Annotated in this window: 17 protein-coding genes; 11 read left to right on the forward strand and 6 right to left on the reverse strand. The window is 67.8% G+C overall.

Annotated features, from left to right (window positions below; translation table 11 throughout):
• Nucleotides 1-78: 78 nt before the first annotated feature.
• Nucleotides 79-360, forward strand: a complete 282-nt coding sequence (locus tag KY572_RS07440) for an antibiotic biosynthesis monooxygenase family protein (protein WP_224241727.1) — start codon at nucleotides 79-81, stop codon at nucleotides 358-360.
• A gap of 48 nt (nucleotides 361-408) precedes the next feature.
• Nucleotides 409-1,668 (forward strand): THUMP domain-containing class I SAM-dependent RNA methyltransferase, encoded by a 1,260-nt coding sequence (locus KY572_RS07445; RefSeq protein WP_224241728.1) that lies wholly within the window; start codon nucleotides 409-411, stop codon nucleotides 1,666-1,668.
• On the opposite strand, the gene plsY is transcribed toward KY572_RS07445, so the two are convergent.
• On the reverse strand, nucleotides 1,585-2,163 hold the full coding sequence (gene plsY, locus KY572_RS07450) for a glycerol-3-phosphate 1-O-acyltransferase PlsY (protein WP_224241730.1): 579 nt from the start codon (nucleotides 2,161-2,163) through the stop codon (nucleotides 1,585-1,587). The two genes, KY572_RS07445 and plsY, sit on opposite strands and share 84 nt — an antisense overlap.
• Before the next feature lie 7 nt (nucleotides 2,164-2,170).
• On the reverse strand, nucleotides 2,171-2,602 hold the full coding sequence (locus KY572_RS07455) for a DUF2752 domain-containing protein (RefSeq protein ID WP_224241732.1): 432 nt from the start codon (nucleotides 2,600-2,602) through the stop codon (nucleotides 2,171-2,173).
• A gap of 114 nt (nucleotides 2,603-2,716) precedes the next feature.
• On the opposite strand from KY572_RS07455, the gene KY572_RS07460 reads away from it, so the two are divergent.
• The 3 genes from KY572_RS07460 (at nucleotide 2,717) to KY572_RS07470 (ending at nucleotide 4,521) form a co-directional block, all read left to right on the forward strand.
• On the forward strand, nucleotides 2,717-3,280 hold the full coding sequence (locus KY572_RS07460) for a DUF4920 domain-containing protein (protein ID WP_224241733.1): 564 nt from the start codon (nucleotides 2,717-2,719) through the stop codon (nucleotides 3,278-3,280).
• Nucleotides 3,281-3,283: 3 nt separating this feature from the next.
• Entirely contained in the window at nucleotides 3,284-3,880 is a 597-nt protein-coding gene (locus KY572_RS07465; protein WP_224241735.1) for a hypothetical protein, read from the forward strand.
• Nucleotides 3,881-4,131: 251 nt separating this feature from the next.
• Nucleotides 4,132-4,521 (forward strand): hypothetical protein, encoded by a 390-nt coding sequence (locus tag KY572_RS07470; protein ID WP_224241737.1) that lies wholly within the window; start codon nucleotides 4,132-4,134, stop codon nucleotides 4,519-4,521.
• A gap of 141 nt (nucleotides 4,522-4,662) precedes the next feature.
• Here KY572_RS07470 and KY572_RS07475 read toward each other — a convergent pair whose 3' ends face one another.
• From KY572_RS07475 to KY572_RS07490, 4 genes are all read right to left on the reverse strand, one after another.
• Nucleotides 4,663-5,571, reverse strand: a complete 909-nt coding sequence (locus KY572_RS07475; RefSeq protein WP_224241739.1) for a hypothetical protein — start codon at nucleotides 5,569-5,571, stop codon at nucleotides 4,663-4,665.
• Nucleotides 5,572-5,681: 110 nt separating this feature from the next.
• Nucleotides 5,682-7,253 (reverse strand): radical SAM protein, encoded by a 1,572-nt coding sequence (locus KY572_RS07480; protein ID WP_224241741.1) that lies wholly within the window; start codon nucleotides 7,251-7,253, stop codon nucleotides 5,682-5,684.
• 102 nt (nucleotides 7,254-7,355) lie between these two features.
• Nucleotides 7,356-8,117 (reverse strand): hypothetical protein, encoded by a 762-nt coding sequence (locus tag KY572_RS07485; protein WP_224241743.1) that lies wholly within the window; start codon nucleotides 8,115-8,117, stop codon nucleotides 7,356-7,358.
• A gap of 24 nt (nucleotides 8,118-8,141) precedes the next feature.
• Nucleotides 8,142-11,405 carry a TonB-dependent receptor gene (locus KY572_RS07490; protein ID WP_224241745.1) on the reverse strand — a complete coding sequence of 1,088 codons (3,264 nt, stop codon included), beginning with the start codon at nucleotides 11,403-11,405 and terminating at the stop codon, nucleotides 8,142-8,144.
• 234 nt (nucleotides 11,406-11,639) lie between these two features.
• Between KY572_RS07490 and KY572_RS07495 the strand changes: the two genes are divergently transcribed.
• From KY572_RS07495 to KY572_RS07520, 6 genes are all read left to right on the forward strand, one after another.
• The gene (locus KY572_RS07495; protein ID WP_224241748.1) at nucleotides 11,640-12,368 is read left to right on the forward strand and encodes an energy transducer TonB; all 729 of its coding nucleotides are present in this window, start codon (nucleotides 11,640-11,642) and stop codon (nucleotides 12,366-12,368) included.
• Between the two features lie 74 nt (nucleotides 12,369-12,442).
• On the forward strand, nucleotides 12,443-13,138 hold the full coding sequence (locus KY572_RS07500; RefSeq protein ID WP_224241750.1) for a MotA/TolQ/ExbB proton channel family protein: 696 nt from the start codon (nucleotides 12,443-12,445) through the stop codon (nucleotides 13,136-13,138).
• Between the two features lie 126 nt (nucleotides 13,139-13,264).
• Nucleotides 13,265-13,678, forward strand: a complete 414-nt coding sequence (locus tag KY572_RS07505; RefSeq protein ID WP_224241751.1) for an ExbD/TolR family protein — start codon at nucleotides 13,265-13,267, stop codon at nucleotides 13,676-13,678.
• Nucleotides 13,679-13,680: 2 nt separating this feature from the next.
• On the forward strand, nucleotides 13,681-14,181 hold the full coding sequence (locus KY572_RS07510; protein WP_224241753.1) for a biopolymer transporter ExbD: 501 nt from the start codon (nucleotides 13,681-13,683) through the stop codon (nucleotides 14,179-14,181).
• A gap of 44 nt (nucleotides 14,182-14,225) precedes the next feature.
• A complete protein-coding gene (locus KY572_RS07515; protein WP_224241755.1) occupies nucleotides 14,226-14,846 on the forward strand; it encodes a DUF2378 family protein in 621 nt (206 codons plus the stop codon).
• A gap of 150 nt (nucleotides 14,847-14,996) precedes the next feature.
• Nucleotides 14,997-16,622, forward strand: coding sequence for a YifB family Mg chelatase-like AAA ATPase (locus KY572_RS07520; protein WP_224241756.1), 1,626 nt, complete (start codon nucleotides 14,997-14,999; stop codon nucleotides 16,620-16,622).
• The last annotated feature ends 7 nt before the right edge of the window (nucleotides 16,623-16,629 follow it).

Consider the following 16,629-nt stretch of genomic DNA (forward strand, 5'->3'; position numbering starts at 1 on the left):
CCGCCGCCCGGTCTCATCTTCACCTTCGGGCGTCCCGGACAGGTCGATTCCGGGGCGCCCTTCTCATTTCGAGGCGTCATGATCGTCGCCATCTCGCGCTTCCGCCCCCCCACCGAGCAGGCGGAGCAGCTGGTTGCCCGCTTCCAGGACCGCTCGCGGCTCGTGGACCGCCACGAGGGCTTCCTTGGCCTGGAAGTGCTGCGCTCCTTCGAGCGCCAGCCGGAGTTCCTGCTGGTGACGCGCTGGAGGGACCGGGACGCCCTGCGCGCCTACCTCCAGTCCCCGGACTTCCAGGTGGCCAAGGCAGCCAGCGTCGCGGATGACTCCACCTTCGCGATGTATGAGGTGGTGGGCCAATGAGCCTCTTCGTCGTTCCCAAGCGCTTCCAGGTCCATTAAGGGCGGAACCATGGCTGAACGCATCTCGCTCTTTGCCACCACCGCTCGCGGCACCGAGGACCTCCTGGCCGAGGAGCTCAAGGAGCTCGGCACCAAGCGCATCCGCCAGGACCGGGGCGGCGTGCGCTTCATGGCCACGCTCGATGAGGCCCTCCGGGTGTGCCTGTGGTCTCGCATCGCCATGCGCGTGCTCTACCCGCTCGGCGAGTTCGAGGCCCATGGCGCCGAGGGCCTCTACGAGGCCGCCGCCAGCGTGCCGTGGGAGGAGCACCTCACGCCGGACCACACCTTCGCGGTGGAGGCGACGCTGCGCGACAGCGAGCACAGCCACTCGGGCTTCGTGGCCCTCAAGGTGAAGGACGCCCTCGTGGACCGGATGCGCGGCACCCTGGGCGCCCGTCCGGACGTGAACACGCGCAACCCGGACGTGAGCGTGGTGGCCCACCTGGCGCGCGAGAAGCTCTCACTCTCGCTGGACCTGTGCGGCGAGCCCCTGCACCGCCGTGGCTACCGCGTGCGCCCGACTCCCGCGCCCCTGAAGGAGACACTGGCCGCCGCCCTGCTCCGTGCCGCTCGCTACACGGGCGAGGAGGCGCTCGTGGACCCGATGTGCGGCTCCGGCACGCTGCTCATCGAGGGAGGCCTCATCGCCCGCCGCCGGGCTCCGGGCATCGCCCGCTCCTTCGCGGTGGAGCGCTGGCCGCACCTGGGCGAGCGCGCCAAGGAGCTGCTCGCGGACCTGCGCGCGGATGCCCGCCGGCATGAGCGCAAGGTGCTCGTGCCGCTGCGCGGCTTCGACAAGGACGCGGAGGCGATGGAGGCCGCTCGCCGGAACGTGAGCGCGGCCAGGCTCTCGGAGGAGATCCAGATCGCCGAGGGCGATGCCACCAGGCCCTTCCCCATCCCCGAGGGCGGAGGACTGCTCATCACCAACCCTCCCTATGGCGAGCGCATCGGCACGGGCGGCCAGAAGGGGATGAAGGCCTTCTACTTCAAGCTTGGGGAGAATCTGCAGGAGCTGGACGGGTGGCGTGTCTACGTGCTCGCCGGCAACCCGGGCTTCGAGAGCGCCTTCCACGCCCGTCCCTCCAGCCGCCGCGACGTGTGGAACGGCCCCATCCCCTGCACCCTGCTGGGCTACCGCTTCGGTGCGCCTCCGTTGGCCTCGGCCACGAAGGGGGCGGGCTCAGAGGCGTCGCTCGGTGCGGCGCAGCAGGCGCGAGATGTTGCTCCGGTGCGTCCAGAGCATGAAGGCGAAGAGGAGCCCTGAGAGGACGGCGTACTCCAGCGCTCGGGCGGTGAAGGCCGCGGTGCCCACCGCCACCACGCCCGCCATCAACGAGCCGAGCGAGCTCACACGCGTCGCCACCAGCACGACGCCATAGACGGCAGCGCCGGCGAGCGCGGCCTGCGGCACCAGGACGAGGAGCACCCCGAGCGCGGTGGCCACGCCCTTGCCCCCACGGAACTTCAGCCACACCGGGAAGCAGTGCCCCAGGAACGCGGCCAGCCCCACGGCCACGTGCACCCGAGGACTGTCCGGAATCATCCGCAGCGCCAGCACCACGGGCAGGGCGCCCTTGAGCGCGTCCAGCACCAGCACCAGCACTCCGAGCTTCTTGCCCGCCACCCGTGCCACGTTGGTGGCGCCGATGTTGCCGCTGCCCTCGGCCCTGACGTCCACCCCGCGCGCCCAGCGCGTCACCAGCACCCCGAAGGGGATGGAGCCCGCCAGGTAGCCAAGCAGGACGAGGGCCGCGACCACGGAGGCCTCACAGGAGCAGTTCGGGGAAGCGCGTCTTCACGATGACATAGGCGTAGTTGACGGCGACGAGGACCGTCAGGCCGATGCGTACCCAGCGCCACTCGCGCGGCGTCAGCTCGAGCTGGGGGATGGGCATCGCGAAGACCATGTGCAGCACCGCCACCACCGTCAGGAAGGCGAAGAGCAGCGCGGCCACGGTGCCCAGCGGGTTGGCGTCCCAGGCGCCCACGATGTTGAAGTGGGATACCCGATCGGCCACCCGGGTCAGCCCGCAGCCGAGGCAGGGCCAGCCCGTCGTCTCTCGCAGCATGCAGCCCCAGAAGGGGATGATCCTCGCCACGGGGATGTACCGGGCGATGAGCAGCCCGACGAGCCCCGTGAGGCCGAGGTAGTCCACGAGGCCAGGTTTGCGATTGGGTGCGGGAAGGTGGAACTTCACGGGAGCCAGCCTAACGCATGCATGTGCGTGTGCGTGAGTGGACGAGTGGACGAGTGGACTGTAGGTGTCGCCGCCTTGCCCGCGCAAAGACTTTTGCGCTATGCGCCAGAGGCTATGAAGACGATCCGCTCTGCCCTGCTGACCCTGGTCGCCGTTCCCCTGGTGGCGCTCGCTGGCGAGTCCACCCCTCCCGCCAAGACGCAGCCTGCCCAGGCCGCGGAGAAGAAGTCCGAGGCGGACTGCCACCACCCTCCCCAGCCGCAGGCCGCGGCGCCGCAGGGCGGCTGGACGCTGACGCGCGGTGAGGCGCTCAAGGGAGCCCCCGCCGTGAAGCTCGCGGACCTGCTGGCCAAGCCACAGCCGCACGCCGGCAAGACGGTCCAGCTCGAGGGCCAGGTACGCAAGGCCTGCGAGCGCAAGGGCTGCTGGATGGAGCTGGCCACCGCCAAGGACGCCAAGGGCCCTGGCGTGCGCGTGACGTTCAAGGACTACGGCTTCTTCGTGCCGCTGGACTCGGCCGGCTCGATGGCGCGGGTGGAGGGCGTGGTGCAGGTGGCCGAGCTGAGCGATGACCGCGCCAAGCACTACGAGAGCGAGGGCGCCATCGTTCCCCGCGGCGCCGATGGCAAGCCGCGCGAGGTGCAGCTCGTGGCCACCGGCGTGGAGCTGCGCCGCTAGGCAATGCCGCGCAGCTACAGCATGAGAGGCGTGCAGGGCGCGGCCGATCGGGCCGTGCAGCACGCCCGCACCTGGATGCTGGAGACAGCGCCCGGCTCGCGCATTCATGACGTGCAGCTGGACCCGCGCTTCCAGCACCGGGGCGTGGACCTGCTGTGGGAGCTGCCCACGGGCGAGGTCCGCGGCATCGAAGTCAAGGGCGACCGGCAGACGCACCGGCGCTACTGGTTCGAGCTGGTGTCCAACGTGGAGAAGGACACCCCGGGCTGCTTCCTCTACAGCGGCGCGGACCTGATGGTGTACGTGTTCCTCTCGCGCTCCGAGCTGCACGTCCTGCCGCTGAAGGACGTGCGCGAGTGGTTCCTGCCGCGCGCGAAGGCCTACGCCCTCAAGCACACATCCACGAAGACGGGCGCCATCCGCTACACCACGGTGGGAGCGGTGGTGCCCTGCCACGACGTGCTCGACGCGGTGCCGAGCGTCCTCTGGGTGCCGCTCAAGCGCGCTGCCAGCAAGGACGCGGAGGCAGAGGAGACGTCCTCCAGCTCAGAGCCTTCCAACGCCTCCTCTCTGACGCCCACGGGGACCGACTCCGAGTAACCCTTCCTGGCGAGAATCAACTCTCGACAGGAAGGGCGTGCCTACCGAACCGTTGGTGCGAGAGATTCCCATCCCCGGAGTACGCAAGGCTTCCTCTGCCCGGGCCTGTCGCCCACGTGCAGGTGCATTTCGCTTAAGCGAAAGCGAGCCATTCGCATCAGGGATATGTCGCTCCCACTTTTGAAGTCGGGGATGGGCAGGCACCCGGCACAGCACTCAGCCGACCGCCCAATATAAGTGAGGACGAAGCAATGGACCGAACGCAAATAGTGACCAACTTCAACGCACTGTACCTTGGAGACTCACTGCTCCAACAAGTGGAGTTGAAGATTGGTGACGCTGAGTGCCGACTGAAGTTCAACTCGGGCAAGGTGCTTGAAGCTGAAGGCGCTAGCATCTTTGAACCGAAGGAGATGTTCGCTCCAGCAGTACTCCGGCTTCAGGGGATACGCTCGATCACATGCGAAGGTGGTCGATACCAGCTCAACTCCACCGTCGTGGACTTTGGGGCAGTCATCAGCAAAGAGCACGAGTATATCGACTTCTACTTCGAGCTCAGCGGAGGAACGAATCCAGATGCCTTCCTTGTGAAATTGAAGTTTGAGGCCATGTCCTTCGACTTCGGCCCTGAACAAGGATGATCGCGACTTGTCCCTCTTTGCGAGCGATGGGCGCGCCGATAAGAGCTCCTAACAAAATTCCGGCTTGGGGTGGCTCACCCTTTGGAGAACCTACCCAGCCCATATTTTGTTAGGGGCCTTAATCAAAGATGCCACATCTCGTCAGCGGCGGTGCCGGTGCCCCGGGTGCATGTGGTCATGCATCTGGTTGAGGCGGGCCATGTCCGGCGCCAGCTCCTGCAGCGACGCGCGGTCTCCCGTGGCCTTGTAGACGTGCTCCAGCCGGGCGCAGAGATCGATCGCCAGGTGGATGTCTCCGTCCTTCTCCGCCTGCATCATCATCGGGCGGGCGCGCGTGACGACCTGCGGCCAGGCCCCCAGGTGGATCAACCCGTCCACGGCGAGCAGGCGCGACAGCGAGCTGCGCGTCGTATCGGCGCACACCGTCTCCAGGTCCGTCAGGGCCGCATCCCGCTCGCCCTTGGAGGAGCGGACGATGGCGGTGGCGATGCCCTTGCGGTCCGGCAGGAGGAACTCCTCGAACTCGGCGAACGCGTCCGCCTGCGGGACGTGCCCAGCCTTGGCGAGCGCCTCGGCCATCGAGTCGAACATCTCGGCCACCTTCTCGTCGAAGCCGCCCAGCGCGCGCTCGACGAAGGCCAGCAGGGGCTGCCCCTTGTCATCCATGGGCATGCGCTGACGGATGGACTTCATGCGCTCGAAGGCGGCGTCCACCGCGGCGTCCTTCTTGCCCTGAAGCAGGGACGCCAGCGAGCTCATCAGCTGGGCCAGGGCCTCGGAGAACTCGTGCGGCGCGAGGCGCTCGGGCACCCAGCGGCGCCACAGCTCCTCGGCGGCGGCCCAGGGGAAGGGCTTGAACGGGCCGGTGCCCTTCCACTTCTTCCCCCACTCCAGGCCGATGTCCTGAGGCCAGGAGGACTCGGCGAGCTTCTTGAAGTCCGCCTCGGCCACCGGGACGCCGTAGTGCCCCAGGGTGCCGATGATGGCATCCGTCGAATAGCCCTCGAGTCCCTTGCTCTGCCACGCCTTGTCCACGCGCTCCGTGCTCACCGGTTCTCCTCGTTCGTCGCGCCAGTCCAAGGCGCCAGCGGCCTTCTAGCAGAGCGCGACGGAGCACGGCGCAAGACGTTCACCGTCCCGGCGCCCATGTGTGCACCCTCTTACGAGGGGCGGGCCGTGGAGGCGCGGGAGGCGGCCTCCGCAAGGGCAGGCGCCACCGCCGGCACGGTGGGCCAGACGGTGGGGTTGCGCCGGCCGTCCTCGACCCGCCGGGCCAGGTAGGGCACGCAGCCCCGAGCCTCGAAGGCCTTCTTGAAGGCCGCGAAGCTGGCGCCCGCCTTCCACGCATCCATCGTGGCCAGGCCGGCCTCCGGGCCACACTGGGCGAGCATGTACTCCACCCACGCCCACCGAGCGGAGGTGGGCCGCACCTCGGCGCGCCCCTTGAGCCCGCGCCGCAGCCGCTCCAGCTTCGCCTCCACCTCGCGGATGCCCGCGAAGGGCGCCCCGTCCAGTGGCGTGTTGCGCTTGGCCGCGAACGGAGCCACGCCCAGCGCCACGGGGATGATGCGCGACAGCTCCGTGGTGAAGCGGATGAGCTCGTCGATGTCGGCGTCCTCCTCGTACGGCAGGCCGACGACGTTGTAGACCTTGAGCTGCTTCATCCCCGCCGTGCGAGCGAAGTTCGCCGCCCGGACGATCTGCTCCTCCGAGTGCTTGCGGTCCACCAGGTCCCTCATGCGCTGCGAGGCGCCATCCGCGGCCACCGTGAGGTTCGTCGCGCCCCCCCGGCGCAGGGTGTCCACCAGCTCCTGGGTGAGCCGGTCCGCGCGCAGCGAGGACACCCCTACCTCCCGGCCGGCATCCACCAGGGTCCGGAGCAGCTCGACGATGCGCGGGTGGTCCGTCACCGCGGCCCCCACCAGCCCCACGCGCCGGGCATTCTCGGGGATGAGCGACAGCACCCGCTCGGGAGGCACCGTCCGCATACCACCGTTGGTGGTGCGCCGCATGACGCAGTAGTGGCAGCCGCGAGAGCACCCACGCTCCGGCTCGATGAGGAACATGGAGCGCAGCTCCGTGTTCGGCGTGATGATCTGCGAGCGAGCAGGCAGGCGCGCGTCCTGCGCCTTGGCCACGAAGTAGCGAGCCCCTCCCCGCCCGGGCACCCGGAAGCCGGGCGTGCGCGCCAGGAACGCCAGCAGTTCCTCCCGCTCCATGGCGGCGGCGGCGTCCACCAGGGTGTGGATGAGCTCCTCCGCCTCGCCCTGGACGAGCACGTCCACGAAGGGCTCCAGCGGATCCGGGTTGGAGAAGGTCAGCGGCCCACCGGCCACGATGAGCGGATGGCGCTCGCTCCGCTCCTCCCTCAGCAGCGGAAGGCCGGCCAGGTCCAGCATCGTGAAGAAGCCGGTCAGCTCCAGCTCATAGGCCACGGAGAAGGCCAGCATGGGGAAGCCCGAGACTGGAGCCTCGGACTCATAGGTGAACAGCTGCGTCCGGGTACGGCGGTACGCCTCGACGTCATCGGGAAGGAAGACGCGCTCGGCGGAGGCGCCCGGGTGGAGGTGGAGCTCCCGGTAGATGGTCTGGTAGCCGAGCGAGCTCATCCCCACGTGGTAGGGGCTCGGGTAGCAGAGGGCCACTCGGTAGGGCGCCTCCTTGTAGAGCGTGCCCTCCTCCTGCGCGATTCGCGCGCGTACACCTTCGATGAGTGAGTAACGGCCCTCCATGCGCCTCCAACGCGAGTCCAATCCTCTCTAAACACCGCGGCCCCGGGCAGCCACTCCCAGGGGGGAGGGCACCGGGGCCGCGGAGACTGCTCTCAGGTGCGACTATTCCTGGTCGTCCTTGAAGGACGGGATCGCCTTCTCGGGGATGCAGGAGCCCATGTACAGGGGCTCGCCAGTCACCTGGTCACGCGAGGTGTTGACGCGGAAGCCCATGTCGCAGGTGACGGCGAAGTCCGGGTTGATGCCCGAGCCCTCGCCACACCGGTCGGACTGCTTCGGAGCGTCGGCGTTGCAGCCGCGAGCCGGCCACATGGCGCGAACGTTGAACTTCGCCGTGCAACCATCGCGGGTGTAGGTCAGGTCCGCGCTGAGCTGGGTGCCCGGCGCGGATGGAGCGGCGAACACCTTCACGTTGTCGAACTGGTACGTGATGGCCGTCGCAGCCTCGCTGGCGTTCGCCGCGGCATTCACCGTGGCCGCGGAGAACTCCCGAGCGCCGCAGAAGTCCTGCGGATCCGGCTCCTCGTCCAGCTTGCCCACCGCCGTCTGCATGTACGGGTCGCCCGGATCACGCGAGGCGCGGGAGTACAGGCCCTGCGGACGCAGGGTCAGCACCGCCGAGTTCTCCTTCTCCGGGTCCGTGAACTTGAAGACGCCCAGGTTCTCGCCCTTGAGGGCGTTGATCTTGGTCTCGCAGCCCGGGGCGATGACTTCGCCTTCCTTCAGGTCGTACTTCACCACCCAGTTGTACGAGCTGGCATCCTGAACGATGCAGCCTGCATCCGGCTGGTCGAAGTTGCAGCCCGTCAGCAGCGCACCGGAGCCCACCATGGCCACGGCGACAGAAACGATGTTCTTGATCATGATTCTCTGGATTCCTGTCGTTGCCTAGAAGGTGTACCGGATGCCGAAGCGGAACTGCCGCGGCGCCTGGTACTGGTTCGGCTGCTTGAAGTTCGGGTTGATCTGATCCTCGGACAGGTAGTTCGGATTGGCGGCATCCGCCTCCTTGTCACCCGTGTTCAGGACCACCTGGCCCGGCAGGTCGCTCGGCTTGCCACCCTCGAGCGGGTAGATGGACTCGAACGTGTAGGACTCGTCCACGCGGGTCGCCGTCTGGAAGTTGAACAGGTTGAACACGTCCAGGGTAAACGACACCACCTGATCCTTGCCGATGCGGTAGTTCACGCCGATGTTGGAGTCGATCGTGTTGACCCACGGCGTGCGGCCGCCAGAGCCACGCTGGAGGACGAACGCCTCGTCCTGGCCGTAGTCCGGGTGCGCGCCGTAGTAGTTGATCGGCGTGCCGGAGTTGCCGCGGTAGGACATACCGATGCTGGTCGACAGCGCGTTGGTGATGTTGACCTCCTTGGCGCCGAACAGCTTGACCGAGTGCGTGCGGTCGAAGGGCAGCAGACCGCTGCGGTTGGGCAGCAGCTCGATCAGGTCGAAGTCCGAGAGGATGTTCGGGTCGAGCTGGTTGGTCTCCGGACGGAACAGACCGGGGTAGTTACCGTACAGGCGCGACCAGGTGTAGTTGGCCTGGGCCAGCCAGCCGTCGGAGAAGGTGCGGTTCAGGTACAGGGTGACGGCGTCGTAGTTACGCACCGGCTTCGGGAAGTCCTCGGCGAAGCCCTGGTTCGGGTTGCCCAGGAAGTAGGTGTTGCCACCGTCGCGGCTCATGTCCTCGATGACCGCGCCCATGTTGCGGTGCGTGTAGTTGGCGCCGAAGCGGGTGTTGGCCAGCACCTCGTACTCGCCGCCCACCACGTACTCGGCGGAGGACTGCGGCTTGAGGTTCGGGTCCACCGGCTCGCTCTCCACCTTGCCACCGCCGAACAGGCGGCTCGGGTTGGAGCTGTTCTCGCTGCGCTTGGCCAGGTAGGCCACGTCGGCGCAGCCCGTGCGCTGACCCTCGAGCGTGGAAGGATCGCAGCCGTTGGTCCCCTCCTCGTTGTCCGGGGCCACGCGCACCGCGGTGTAGCGGCGCTCGGGCGGGAAGGCGCGGTCCAGCATGTTGAGCGGAACCTGCTCGTAGTACCGGGCGTAGTTGACGAAGAACTTCATGCGGCCGTTGGCCAGCGGGTCCACGATGGCGCCCACGCGCGGCGACAGCTGGTTGCCCAGCACGAGCGCCAGCTGGCCGTCACCGCCGTACATCGCCTGCACGTCGTAGCGCACGCCCGCGTTCACCGTCAGGCGGTTCGCGATGGACCAGCTGTCCTGGAGGAAGCCGCCCACCGTGGTGCTCTTGGAGGTGGAAGCCTGGAAGGGCTGCACCACCGCGGAGTCCGGACCCGTCTGGTAGCCGTAGCGGCGGAAGTCCGTCCAGCCCGCCGTGTCCTCGACGAACTGGGTGTTGGTGCGCGGGTCGATGCGGCCCAGGATGTTGGCCTCCTGGAACGCCACGCCGCCGCTGTAGGACTTGCGCTGGGCGTAGGAGAGGAACTCGGTGTCCACGCCGGCCTTGAGCACGTGGGTGCCCAGGGCGTTGAGCAGGTAGGTCGCCTTGGCGTTGATCTGGTAGCGGTCCAGCTTGCCGTCCGTCAGCAGGCCAGGGCCGCCGACCGAGTAGTTGTTCACCGCGCAGGGCAGCGCCGTGGCGGTGATCGGGTTGCCGTCCTCATCCTCGGAGGGATAGGAGATGGGATCGCACAGCGTGCCCGCCCCCGGCACGTCCTCGAAGTCCGTGATCGAGCGGGTGAAGACGTAGGTCGCGCGGGCCAGACCCGACAGGCCGTCGCCGTCGATGTCGCCCAGCTCGCTGCCGTCGGCCGCCAGCGTGGAGGCCACCTGGTGGAAGTAGCCCGCGTTCACGTCCACGAGGACCTTCTTGTCCGCGAAGGCGCCGGCGTACTTCAGGCCCACCGCGGTGGTGCTGGCCAGCGTCTCGGTGGTGCCGAAGGCGCCAGGACGCGCCACGCGAGCGCCCGGGAGGCCGCCGCTGCGCGGGTCGATGGCCAGCTTGCCGGTGCCGCCCGTGCTGGACGGGGTGCCGGTGATGGACAGCGACACGTTGTGATCCTGGTTGATGAGGTAGGTCAGCTTGCCCATGTACTGGAAGCTGCGCGAGTCAGCGAAGTACTGACGGTCCGCCTCGGGGATGCGGGTCACCTGCGCGCGGCCCTGCGCGTCGCGGATCACCTCGCCGTTGGACGGGTCGATCTGCAGCGCGTTGATCTGGCGGGTGTGGGTGTAGCGGGTGAAGGAGGGAGCGAAGCCGGCGAAGAACCACAGCTTGTCCTGGAGGATGGGACCACCCAGGGTGGCGCCGAGGTCGCCCAGGTTCTTCAGCTCGTTGTTGGCCGAGATGACCGAGCCCTCGTCGATGACGATCTTCCGGTTGCCCTCGAAGGTGCCCGGGGTGAGGTTGGCGAACACGGAGCCGTGGAACTCGTTGGAGCCCGAGCGGGTCACCGCGTTGATCACGCCGCCGGTGGAGCGGCCGAACTCCGGCAGGTAGCCGCCGGTCACGATGTTCACGTCCTGCACGAACTCGATGGAGAGCGGGCTGGCGTTGATGCCGAAGGCCGGGTCGTTGGTGGACAGGCCGTCCACCACGTAGCCGTTCTCAGGAGAGGTCGCGCCGTTGATGGACACGCCGTACTGATCGTTCTGGGCGCCAGGCGCCAGCTCGGCCAGGGACTCGAAGGAGCGGGCCGCGCCGCCCTTGCCGCCGGGGCGGTTCACGGCGATACGGCGGATGAACTCCTGATCCACGTTCACGCCCGTGGTGGTGGAGCCCACGTCGATGGTCGGCGGGGTGCCGGCCACCTCGATGACCTCGGTAAAGGCCTCGGGGAGCAGCTCGACGTTGACGCGGATGGTGCGGTTGAGGCGCAGCTGGATGGCCGAGCGGGCGAACGGCTTGTAGCCCTCGGACTCGAAGCGCAGGGTGTAGTCACCCGGCGGCAGCTGAGGAATACGGTACTGGCCAGACTTGTCAGTCACCACCGTCTGCTCACCCTGCAGGTTGGGCGAGGTCGCGGTGACGACGACGTTCTCTATCGGCGCCTTGTTCGCGGCAGGGTCGGCGTTGACGACCGTACCGATGATGACGCTGCTAGAGCCTTGAGCCATAGCCGCCGACCCGAAAAGCAGGCCTGCGACCAACAAAACTCCGGTTTCCCGGAGCACACGGGTTAACCTCATGCCGAACCCCTCCAAGGTGGGCGGATGCAACCAAAAATGGCCCCGGAAAATATCTGAGGTCAGCAACTTGTCAATAGACGGTTGCTTTTTGGCAACCAGTGGGGCATTGCGCGGTTTCGTCCGTCGGCTCCCGGACGCCCGGCTTGAACGCGGACTGCGTTTCTGTATTGTGGCTCGCCTCCTGATCGGCGCGGCTGAATAGGACGCCCACTGGTGTAGAGGAGTAAATCGCGCATGTTTGACTCTGTCCTTGACCGCGGAGCGGTTCCCAAGGCCCGGTTTGGTACCGGGGCAGTGATCTCCGTGCTCCTGCACGTCGGGCTCCTGGGGCTGGCGCTGTACATCTCCATGCGCCCTCCTCCCATGGAGGAGAAGGAAGTGGAGGTCACCTTCAAGGCGGCCATGGCTCCTCCGCCGCCCCCGCCTCCTCCGCCTCCTCCGCCGGCCAAGCCGAAGACCGAGGCCAAGAAGCCCAAGAAGCCGGATGCGATGATCCCGCCCAAGGAGATCCCGCAGACCAAGCCCCCCGAGAAGGAGCCCGAGCCCGAGCCCGAGCCGTCCGAGTCGGACGTGGAGAGCGACGAGGGTGGCGTCGAGGGCGGCGTGGTCGGTGGCGTGGTGGGCGGAGTGCTCGGCGGCGTGCTTGGTGGTCAGGTGGGCAGCACCGGTACGGACGTGCTCCCGTTCGGCGCGGGAATGACGCGCCCGGAGAAGCTGTCTGGTCCCATTCCTCAGTACACGCGCGAGGCGCTCGAGGCCCACGTCCAGGGTCTGATGATCGTCAAGTGCGTCATCACCATCGAAGGCAAGGTCGAGAAGTGCCGCATCATCAAGCCGCTGCCCCACATGGAACAGGCGGTGCTGGACGCCCTGTACGCGGCACGCTACAAGCCGGTCACCTTCCAAGGCCGGGCGGTCCAGGTCGACTACACCTTCAACATCAAGCTGAGCCTTCCGCGCTAGCAAGCGGGCGGCCCGTCGCCTAGTCGTGAACAGCCGTTACCCCCACGCGCTCTTGGAGGAGCGCTCTCATCGCCATGCACAACCAGTTCTCGCTGATTGAAATCTGGAACGCCACGGGTCTGTTCGCCCGCATGATCATCTTCACCCTGGCTGCCATGTCGGTCGCCTCGCTGGTCGTCATGGCGGAGCGCATGGTGGTGTTCCGCAAGACGCGGTCGGACTCGCGCACGTTCGCGTCGAAGATGGGCGCCATCCTCGCCAAGGGTGATCTGGGCACCGCGGCCAACACGAACCTGGGCAAGGACGTGGGCCACCTCGGACGGGTCATCAACGCGGGACTGACGGCGTACCGGATCAGCCAAAACAACAAGGAAGTGGCCGTGGAGTCCGTGGCGCGCGCCCTGGAGCGCCAGGCGCAGCGTGAGGTGCAGAGCATGAAGCGCGGCCTGGGCGTGCTGGCCACGGTGGGCTCGACGGCGCCGTTCGTCGGGCTGCTCGGCACGACGATGGGCATCATCACCGCCTTCCAGCTCATGGCCGAGTCCGGCTCGGGCGGTCTGGGCACCATCTCCGCCGGTATCGCCGAGGCGCTCATCACCACGGCGTTCGGTCTGCTGGTGGCCATCCCCGCGGTGATGGCCTACAACTTCCTGCAGGGCTGGGTGGACGCTCGCTCGGTGGACATCTCCGAGTCGTCCAACGAGTTCCTGGACGTGGTGGCCCGTCAGCTGACGGGTGGCGCGTCCCACTCCCAGCAGCAGTCGGCCTAAAGGAAGGCGCCCTCACGGGCCCTCCTCCTGGCTCGCCCCAGCGTCCGTGGAGCCTCCGCGCGGGAGGCTCCCGCCTTTGGCGGGCCTTCTCCCCCTAGCCGCCGCTCAAGAAGCCCCAGGTGCATCATGGGAATGTCAGCAGGCCCCAGTAAGGGGATCAAGAACGAGATCAACGTCACGCCCCTGGTGGACGTGGTGCTGGTGCTCCTCATCATCTTCATGGTGATCACGCCCATGCTCCAGCGTGGCAAGTCGGTCACGCTGCCCAAGGCGACGAACATCGAGAAGGACAAGGCGGAAGCCGATCCGCTGATCCTCTCGGTGACTCCGGACAAGAAGATGTTCCTGGAGAACGACGAGTACGACGCCACCGGCATGGAGAAGAAGCTCCGTGAGGAGCTCGAGACCAACCCGGGCAAGCGCATCCTGCTCAAGGGCGACAGCTCTCTGCAGGTCAGCGACGTGCGCAAGGTGATGGACATTGCCCGCAAGGCGAAGGCCAAGAGCATCGCGCTGGGCGTCGAGGAGCTGAAGGAATAGCCATGGCCGGACACAAGAAGCGGCAGTGGGTCAAGCCGATGAGCGCGCCCAACTCGGACATCAACGTCACGCCGTTGGTGGACGTGGTGCTCGTGCTGCTCATCATCTTCATGACGATCACCCCGCTGCTCGAGAAGGACATCGAGGTCCGGGTGCCGGAGACCGAGGTCCAGGAGCAGAACGAGCCGCCTCCGGACGATCAGCTCGTGGTGCAGCTGGACGAGCAGGGCAACCTGAAGATCAACGCCGAGTCGATGCCCTCCCAGGAGGAGTACGTCAACCGCCTGAAGAAGATGCTCGCCGCCAAGGCGAGGGACGAGCGGGTCGTCTTCTTCGTGGCGAATGACAAGACGAACTACGGCAAGCTCATTGGCGCGCTGGACGGCGCCAAGTCGGCCGGAGCCCGCGTGCTGGGCATGGCCACCGAGGATCTGCCGCAGGGTGCGGTGGTTCCGGGCGCCGATGGGAGCATCCCCGCTCCTCCTCCGCCTCCGGCCCCGTAGCGCCGTTCCCATCCAGGGGCTCGTCGGGTACATTGCGCCACCTCATGGCCGACGAGCTCCTGGTGTTCGAGCAGACGATCGAAGCGCTGTTCGTGCGCGCGCTCGGAGGCCGGCTGACGCCCGAGTGCAGAGCGCGCCTGCGCGACGCGGGTCTGGACGTCGACCAGAAGATCAAGCCCGCCTACTCCTTCCAGTCCTGGATGACGTTCCTGCGCATCGCGGCGGAGGAGCTGTACCCGAAGACGCCCCTGCCCGAGGCCACCTTCAAGCTCGGTGAGGCGTACGTGGAAGGCTTCCGGCAGACGATGCTGGGGCGGGCGGTCATGTCGCTGCTGCGCGTGCTGGGCCCTCGGCGGACCATCGCTCGGGCGACGCAGAACTTCCGGGCCGGCAACAACTACACGGAGACGCGCATCACGGAGCTGGGCCCCAGCCAGTTCGACGTGTGGATGAACGAGGTGGGAGACTTCCCCGAGTTCACCGCCGGCATCATCCATGCCGGGGTGCGCATGTCCGGCGCGCGGGAGCTGCGAGTGGAGCCGCACGGCTACGACGGCCACGCCTGCACCTACCGCATCACCTGGAAGGAAGCCGCCACGGGTGTCGAGGCCGGCACGGACACCAAGGCCCCCAGGCGCTCCGGGACACACCGAGCGGTGAAGTAGCGCCCCTGCTCGAAGTCCCCTCCCCTGCTCGAATCTCGCGCCGTGGACGGAGCATCCCGCTCTCGGGACGGTCCGGGTCCGTTCTCCCCTCGGAAGAGGACCTGGTACGTCCATTGCTATCGCTCCCAGGACACAACCTGGAGGGTGAGAATGCTGGCGAGGGTGCGGTCGGGGGCGTTGATGGGAATCGACGCGGTGGTGGTGGAGTGCGAGGTGGATATGGCCCTCGGGCTGCCCTACTTCAACGTCGTGGGGCTGCCGGATGGAGCGGTGCGCGAGTCCAAGGTGCGCGTCGTCTCGGCGCTGAAGAACACGGGCTTCGATCTGCCGCAGAAGCGCATCACGGTGAACCTGGCGCCTGCGGACATCCGCAAGGAGGGAGCGGCCTTCGAGCTGCCCATTGCGCTGGGGGTGCTGGCCGCGGCGCGGCTGATGGAGGAGGAGCCGCTGGGCCGCTACCTCTTCGGTGGGGAGCTGTCGCTGGACGGGTGGATCAAGCCCATCAAGGGCGTCCTGCCGCTGGCCGTGGCCGCGAGGAACGGCGGCTTCCAGGGGGTGATGGTCCCCACGGCGAACGCGGCCGAGGCGGCGCTGGTCGAGGGCATCCAGGTGTTCCCCGTGAGCCACCTGCGCGAGGCTGTCGAGCACCTCACCGGCGTCCAGCTCCTGGAACCCTACATTCGCGAGGGTAGCCCGACCGTGCCCGTCAGGGGCCCGCCGCCGCTCGACATGGCGGATGTCCGGGGACAGCCCGAGATCAAGCTGGCGCTGGAGCTGGCGGCCGCGGGAGGCCACAACGTCCTGATGTGCGGGCCTCCGGGCTCGGGCAAGACGATGCTCGCCCGGCGGCTGCCCGGCATCCTGCCCGCGATGACGTTCACCGAGGCGCTGGAGGTGACGAAGATCTACTCGGTGCTCGGGCTGCTGGGGGAGGACCAGTCGCTGATGCGCGAGCGACCCTTCCGGGCGCCGCATCACACCATCTCGGATGCGGGCCTCGTGGGGGGTGGGCCGACGACGCGGCCCGGGGAGCTCTCCATGGCGCACCACGGGGTGCTCTTCCTCGACGAGCTGCCGGAGTTCCGGAAGAACGTCATGGAGGTGCTGCGCCAACCCTTGGAAGAGGGCCTCATCCACCTGGCTCGGGCCAGCCAGAACGTCACCTATCCATGCCGGGTGATGCTGGTGGCGGCGATGAACCCCTGCCCGTGCGGCTACTTCAACGTGCCCGGACACAAGTGCGGCTGCCTGGAGCACCGCATCTTCGACTACCACGCCAGGGTGAGCGGGCCGCTGCTCGACCGGATCGACATCACGCTGCAGACGCGGCCCGTGGAGTACCGCCACATCTCCGACCGGGACAGCTCCGAGCTGCCGAGCGCGTACTACCGCGACCGAGTGGAGGCCGCGCGCGAGCGACAGCGGGCCCGCTTCCGAGACGAGCCTGGCGTGCATTGCAACGCCCAGATGCCGCCCCGGTTGATGAGAAAGCACTGCGCGCTGAGCGCCAAGGCCGAGAAGATGCTGGAGCGCGCCGTGGTGCACCACGGGCTCTCCGCCCGGGCTCACGACCGCATCCTCAAGCTGGCCCTCACCCGCGCGGACCTGGAAGGGCACGCACGCATCGAGGACTCGGACGTAGCGCTCGCCATCGACTGCCGCATCCTCGACCGTCGGGGCTGGCTCTACGCCAACACCCAGGGCACGGGGAGCCCGCGGAGCTACCAGAGCTGGCTGCCCCCTGACGCCCGCTCCCGTCACCCCGAGGAGCCTTGAGTGCGAC

It is taken from the genome of Hyalangium gracile (genome assembly GCF_020103725.1).
Classification (GTDB): Bacteria; Myxococcota; Myxococcia; order Myxococcales; family Myxococcaceae; genus Hyalangium; species Hyalangium gracile.

What these genes read in the sequence shown, in the direction of transcription:
- KY572_RS07520 (WP_224241756.1), top strand. Translation starts at nt 14,997, where the DNA reads ATGCTGGCGAGGGTGCGGTCGGGGGCGTTGATGGGAATCGACGCGGTG.
- KY572_RS07500 (WP_224241750.1), top strand. Translation starts at nt 12,443, where the DNA reads ATGCACAACCAGTTCTCGCTGATTGAAATCTGGAACGCCACGGGTCTG.
- KY572_RS07485 (WP_224241743.1), bottom strand. Translation starts at nt 8,117, where the DNA reads ATGATCAAGAACATCGTTTCTGTCGCCGTGGCCATGGTGGGCTCCGGT.
- KY572_RS07460 (WP_224241733.1), top strand. Translation starts at nt 2,717, where the DNA reads ATGAAGACGATCCGCTCTGCCCTGCTGACCCTGGTCGCCGTTCCCCTG.
- KY572_RS07470 (WP_224241737.1), top strand. Translation starts at nt 4,132, where the DNA reads ATGGACCGAACGCAAATAGTGACCAACTTCAACGCACTGTACCTTGGA.
- KY572_RS07480 (WP_224241741.1), bottom strand. Translation starts at nt 7,253, where the DNA reads ATGGAGGGCCGTTACTCACTCATCGAAGGTGTACGCGCGCGAATCGCG.
- KY572_RS07465 (WP_224241735.1), top strand. Translation starts at nt 3,284, where the DNA reads ATGCCGCGCAGCTACAGCATGAGAGGCGTGCAGGGCGCGGCCGATCGG.
- KY572_RS07510 (WP_224241753.1), top strand. Translation starts at nt 13,681, where the DNA reads ATGGCCGGACACAAGAAGCGGCAGTGGGTCAAGCCGATGAGCGCGCCC.
- KY572_RS07505 (WP_224241751.1), top strand. Translation starts at nt 13,265, where the DNA reads ATGGGAATGTCAGCAGGCCCCAGTAAGGGGATCAAGAACGAGATCAAC.
- KY572_RS07495 (WP_224241748.1), top strand. Translation starts at nt 11,640, where the DNA reads ATGTTTGACTCTGTCCTTGACCGCGGAGCGGTTCCCAAGGCCCGGTTT.
- KY572_RS07515 (WP_224241755.1), top strand. Translation starts at nt 14,226, where the DNA reads ATGGCCGACGAGCTCCTGGTGTTCGAGCAGACGATCGAAGCGCTGTTC.
- KY572_RS07490 (WP_224241745.1), bottom strand. Translation starts at nt 11,405, where the DNA reads ATGAGGTTAACCCGTGTGCTCCGGGAAACCGGAGTTTTGTTGGTCGCA.
- KY572_RS07440 (WP_224241727.1), top strand. Translation starts at nt 79, where the DNA reads ATGATCGTCGCCATCTCGCGCTTCCGCCCCCCCACCGAGCAGGCGGAG.
- KY572_RS07445 (WP_224241728.1), top strand. Translation starts at nt 409, where the DNA reads ATGGCTGAACGCATCTCGCTCTTTGCCACCACCGCTCGCGGCACCGAG.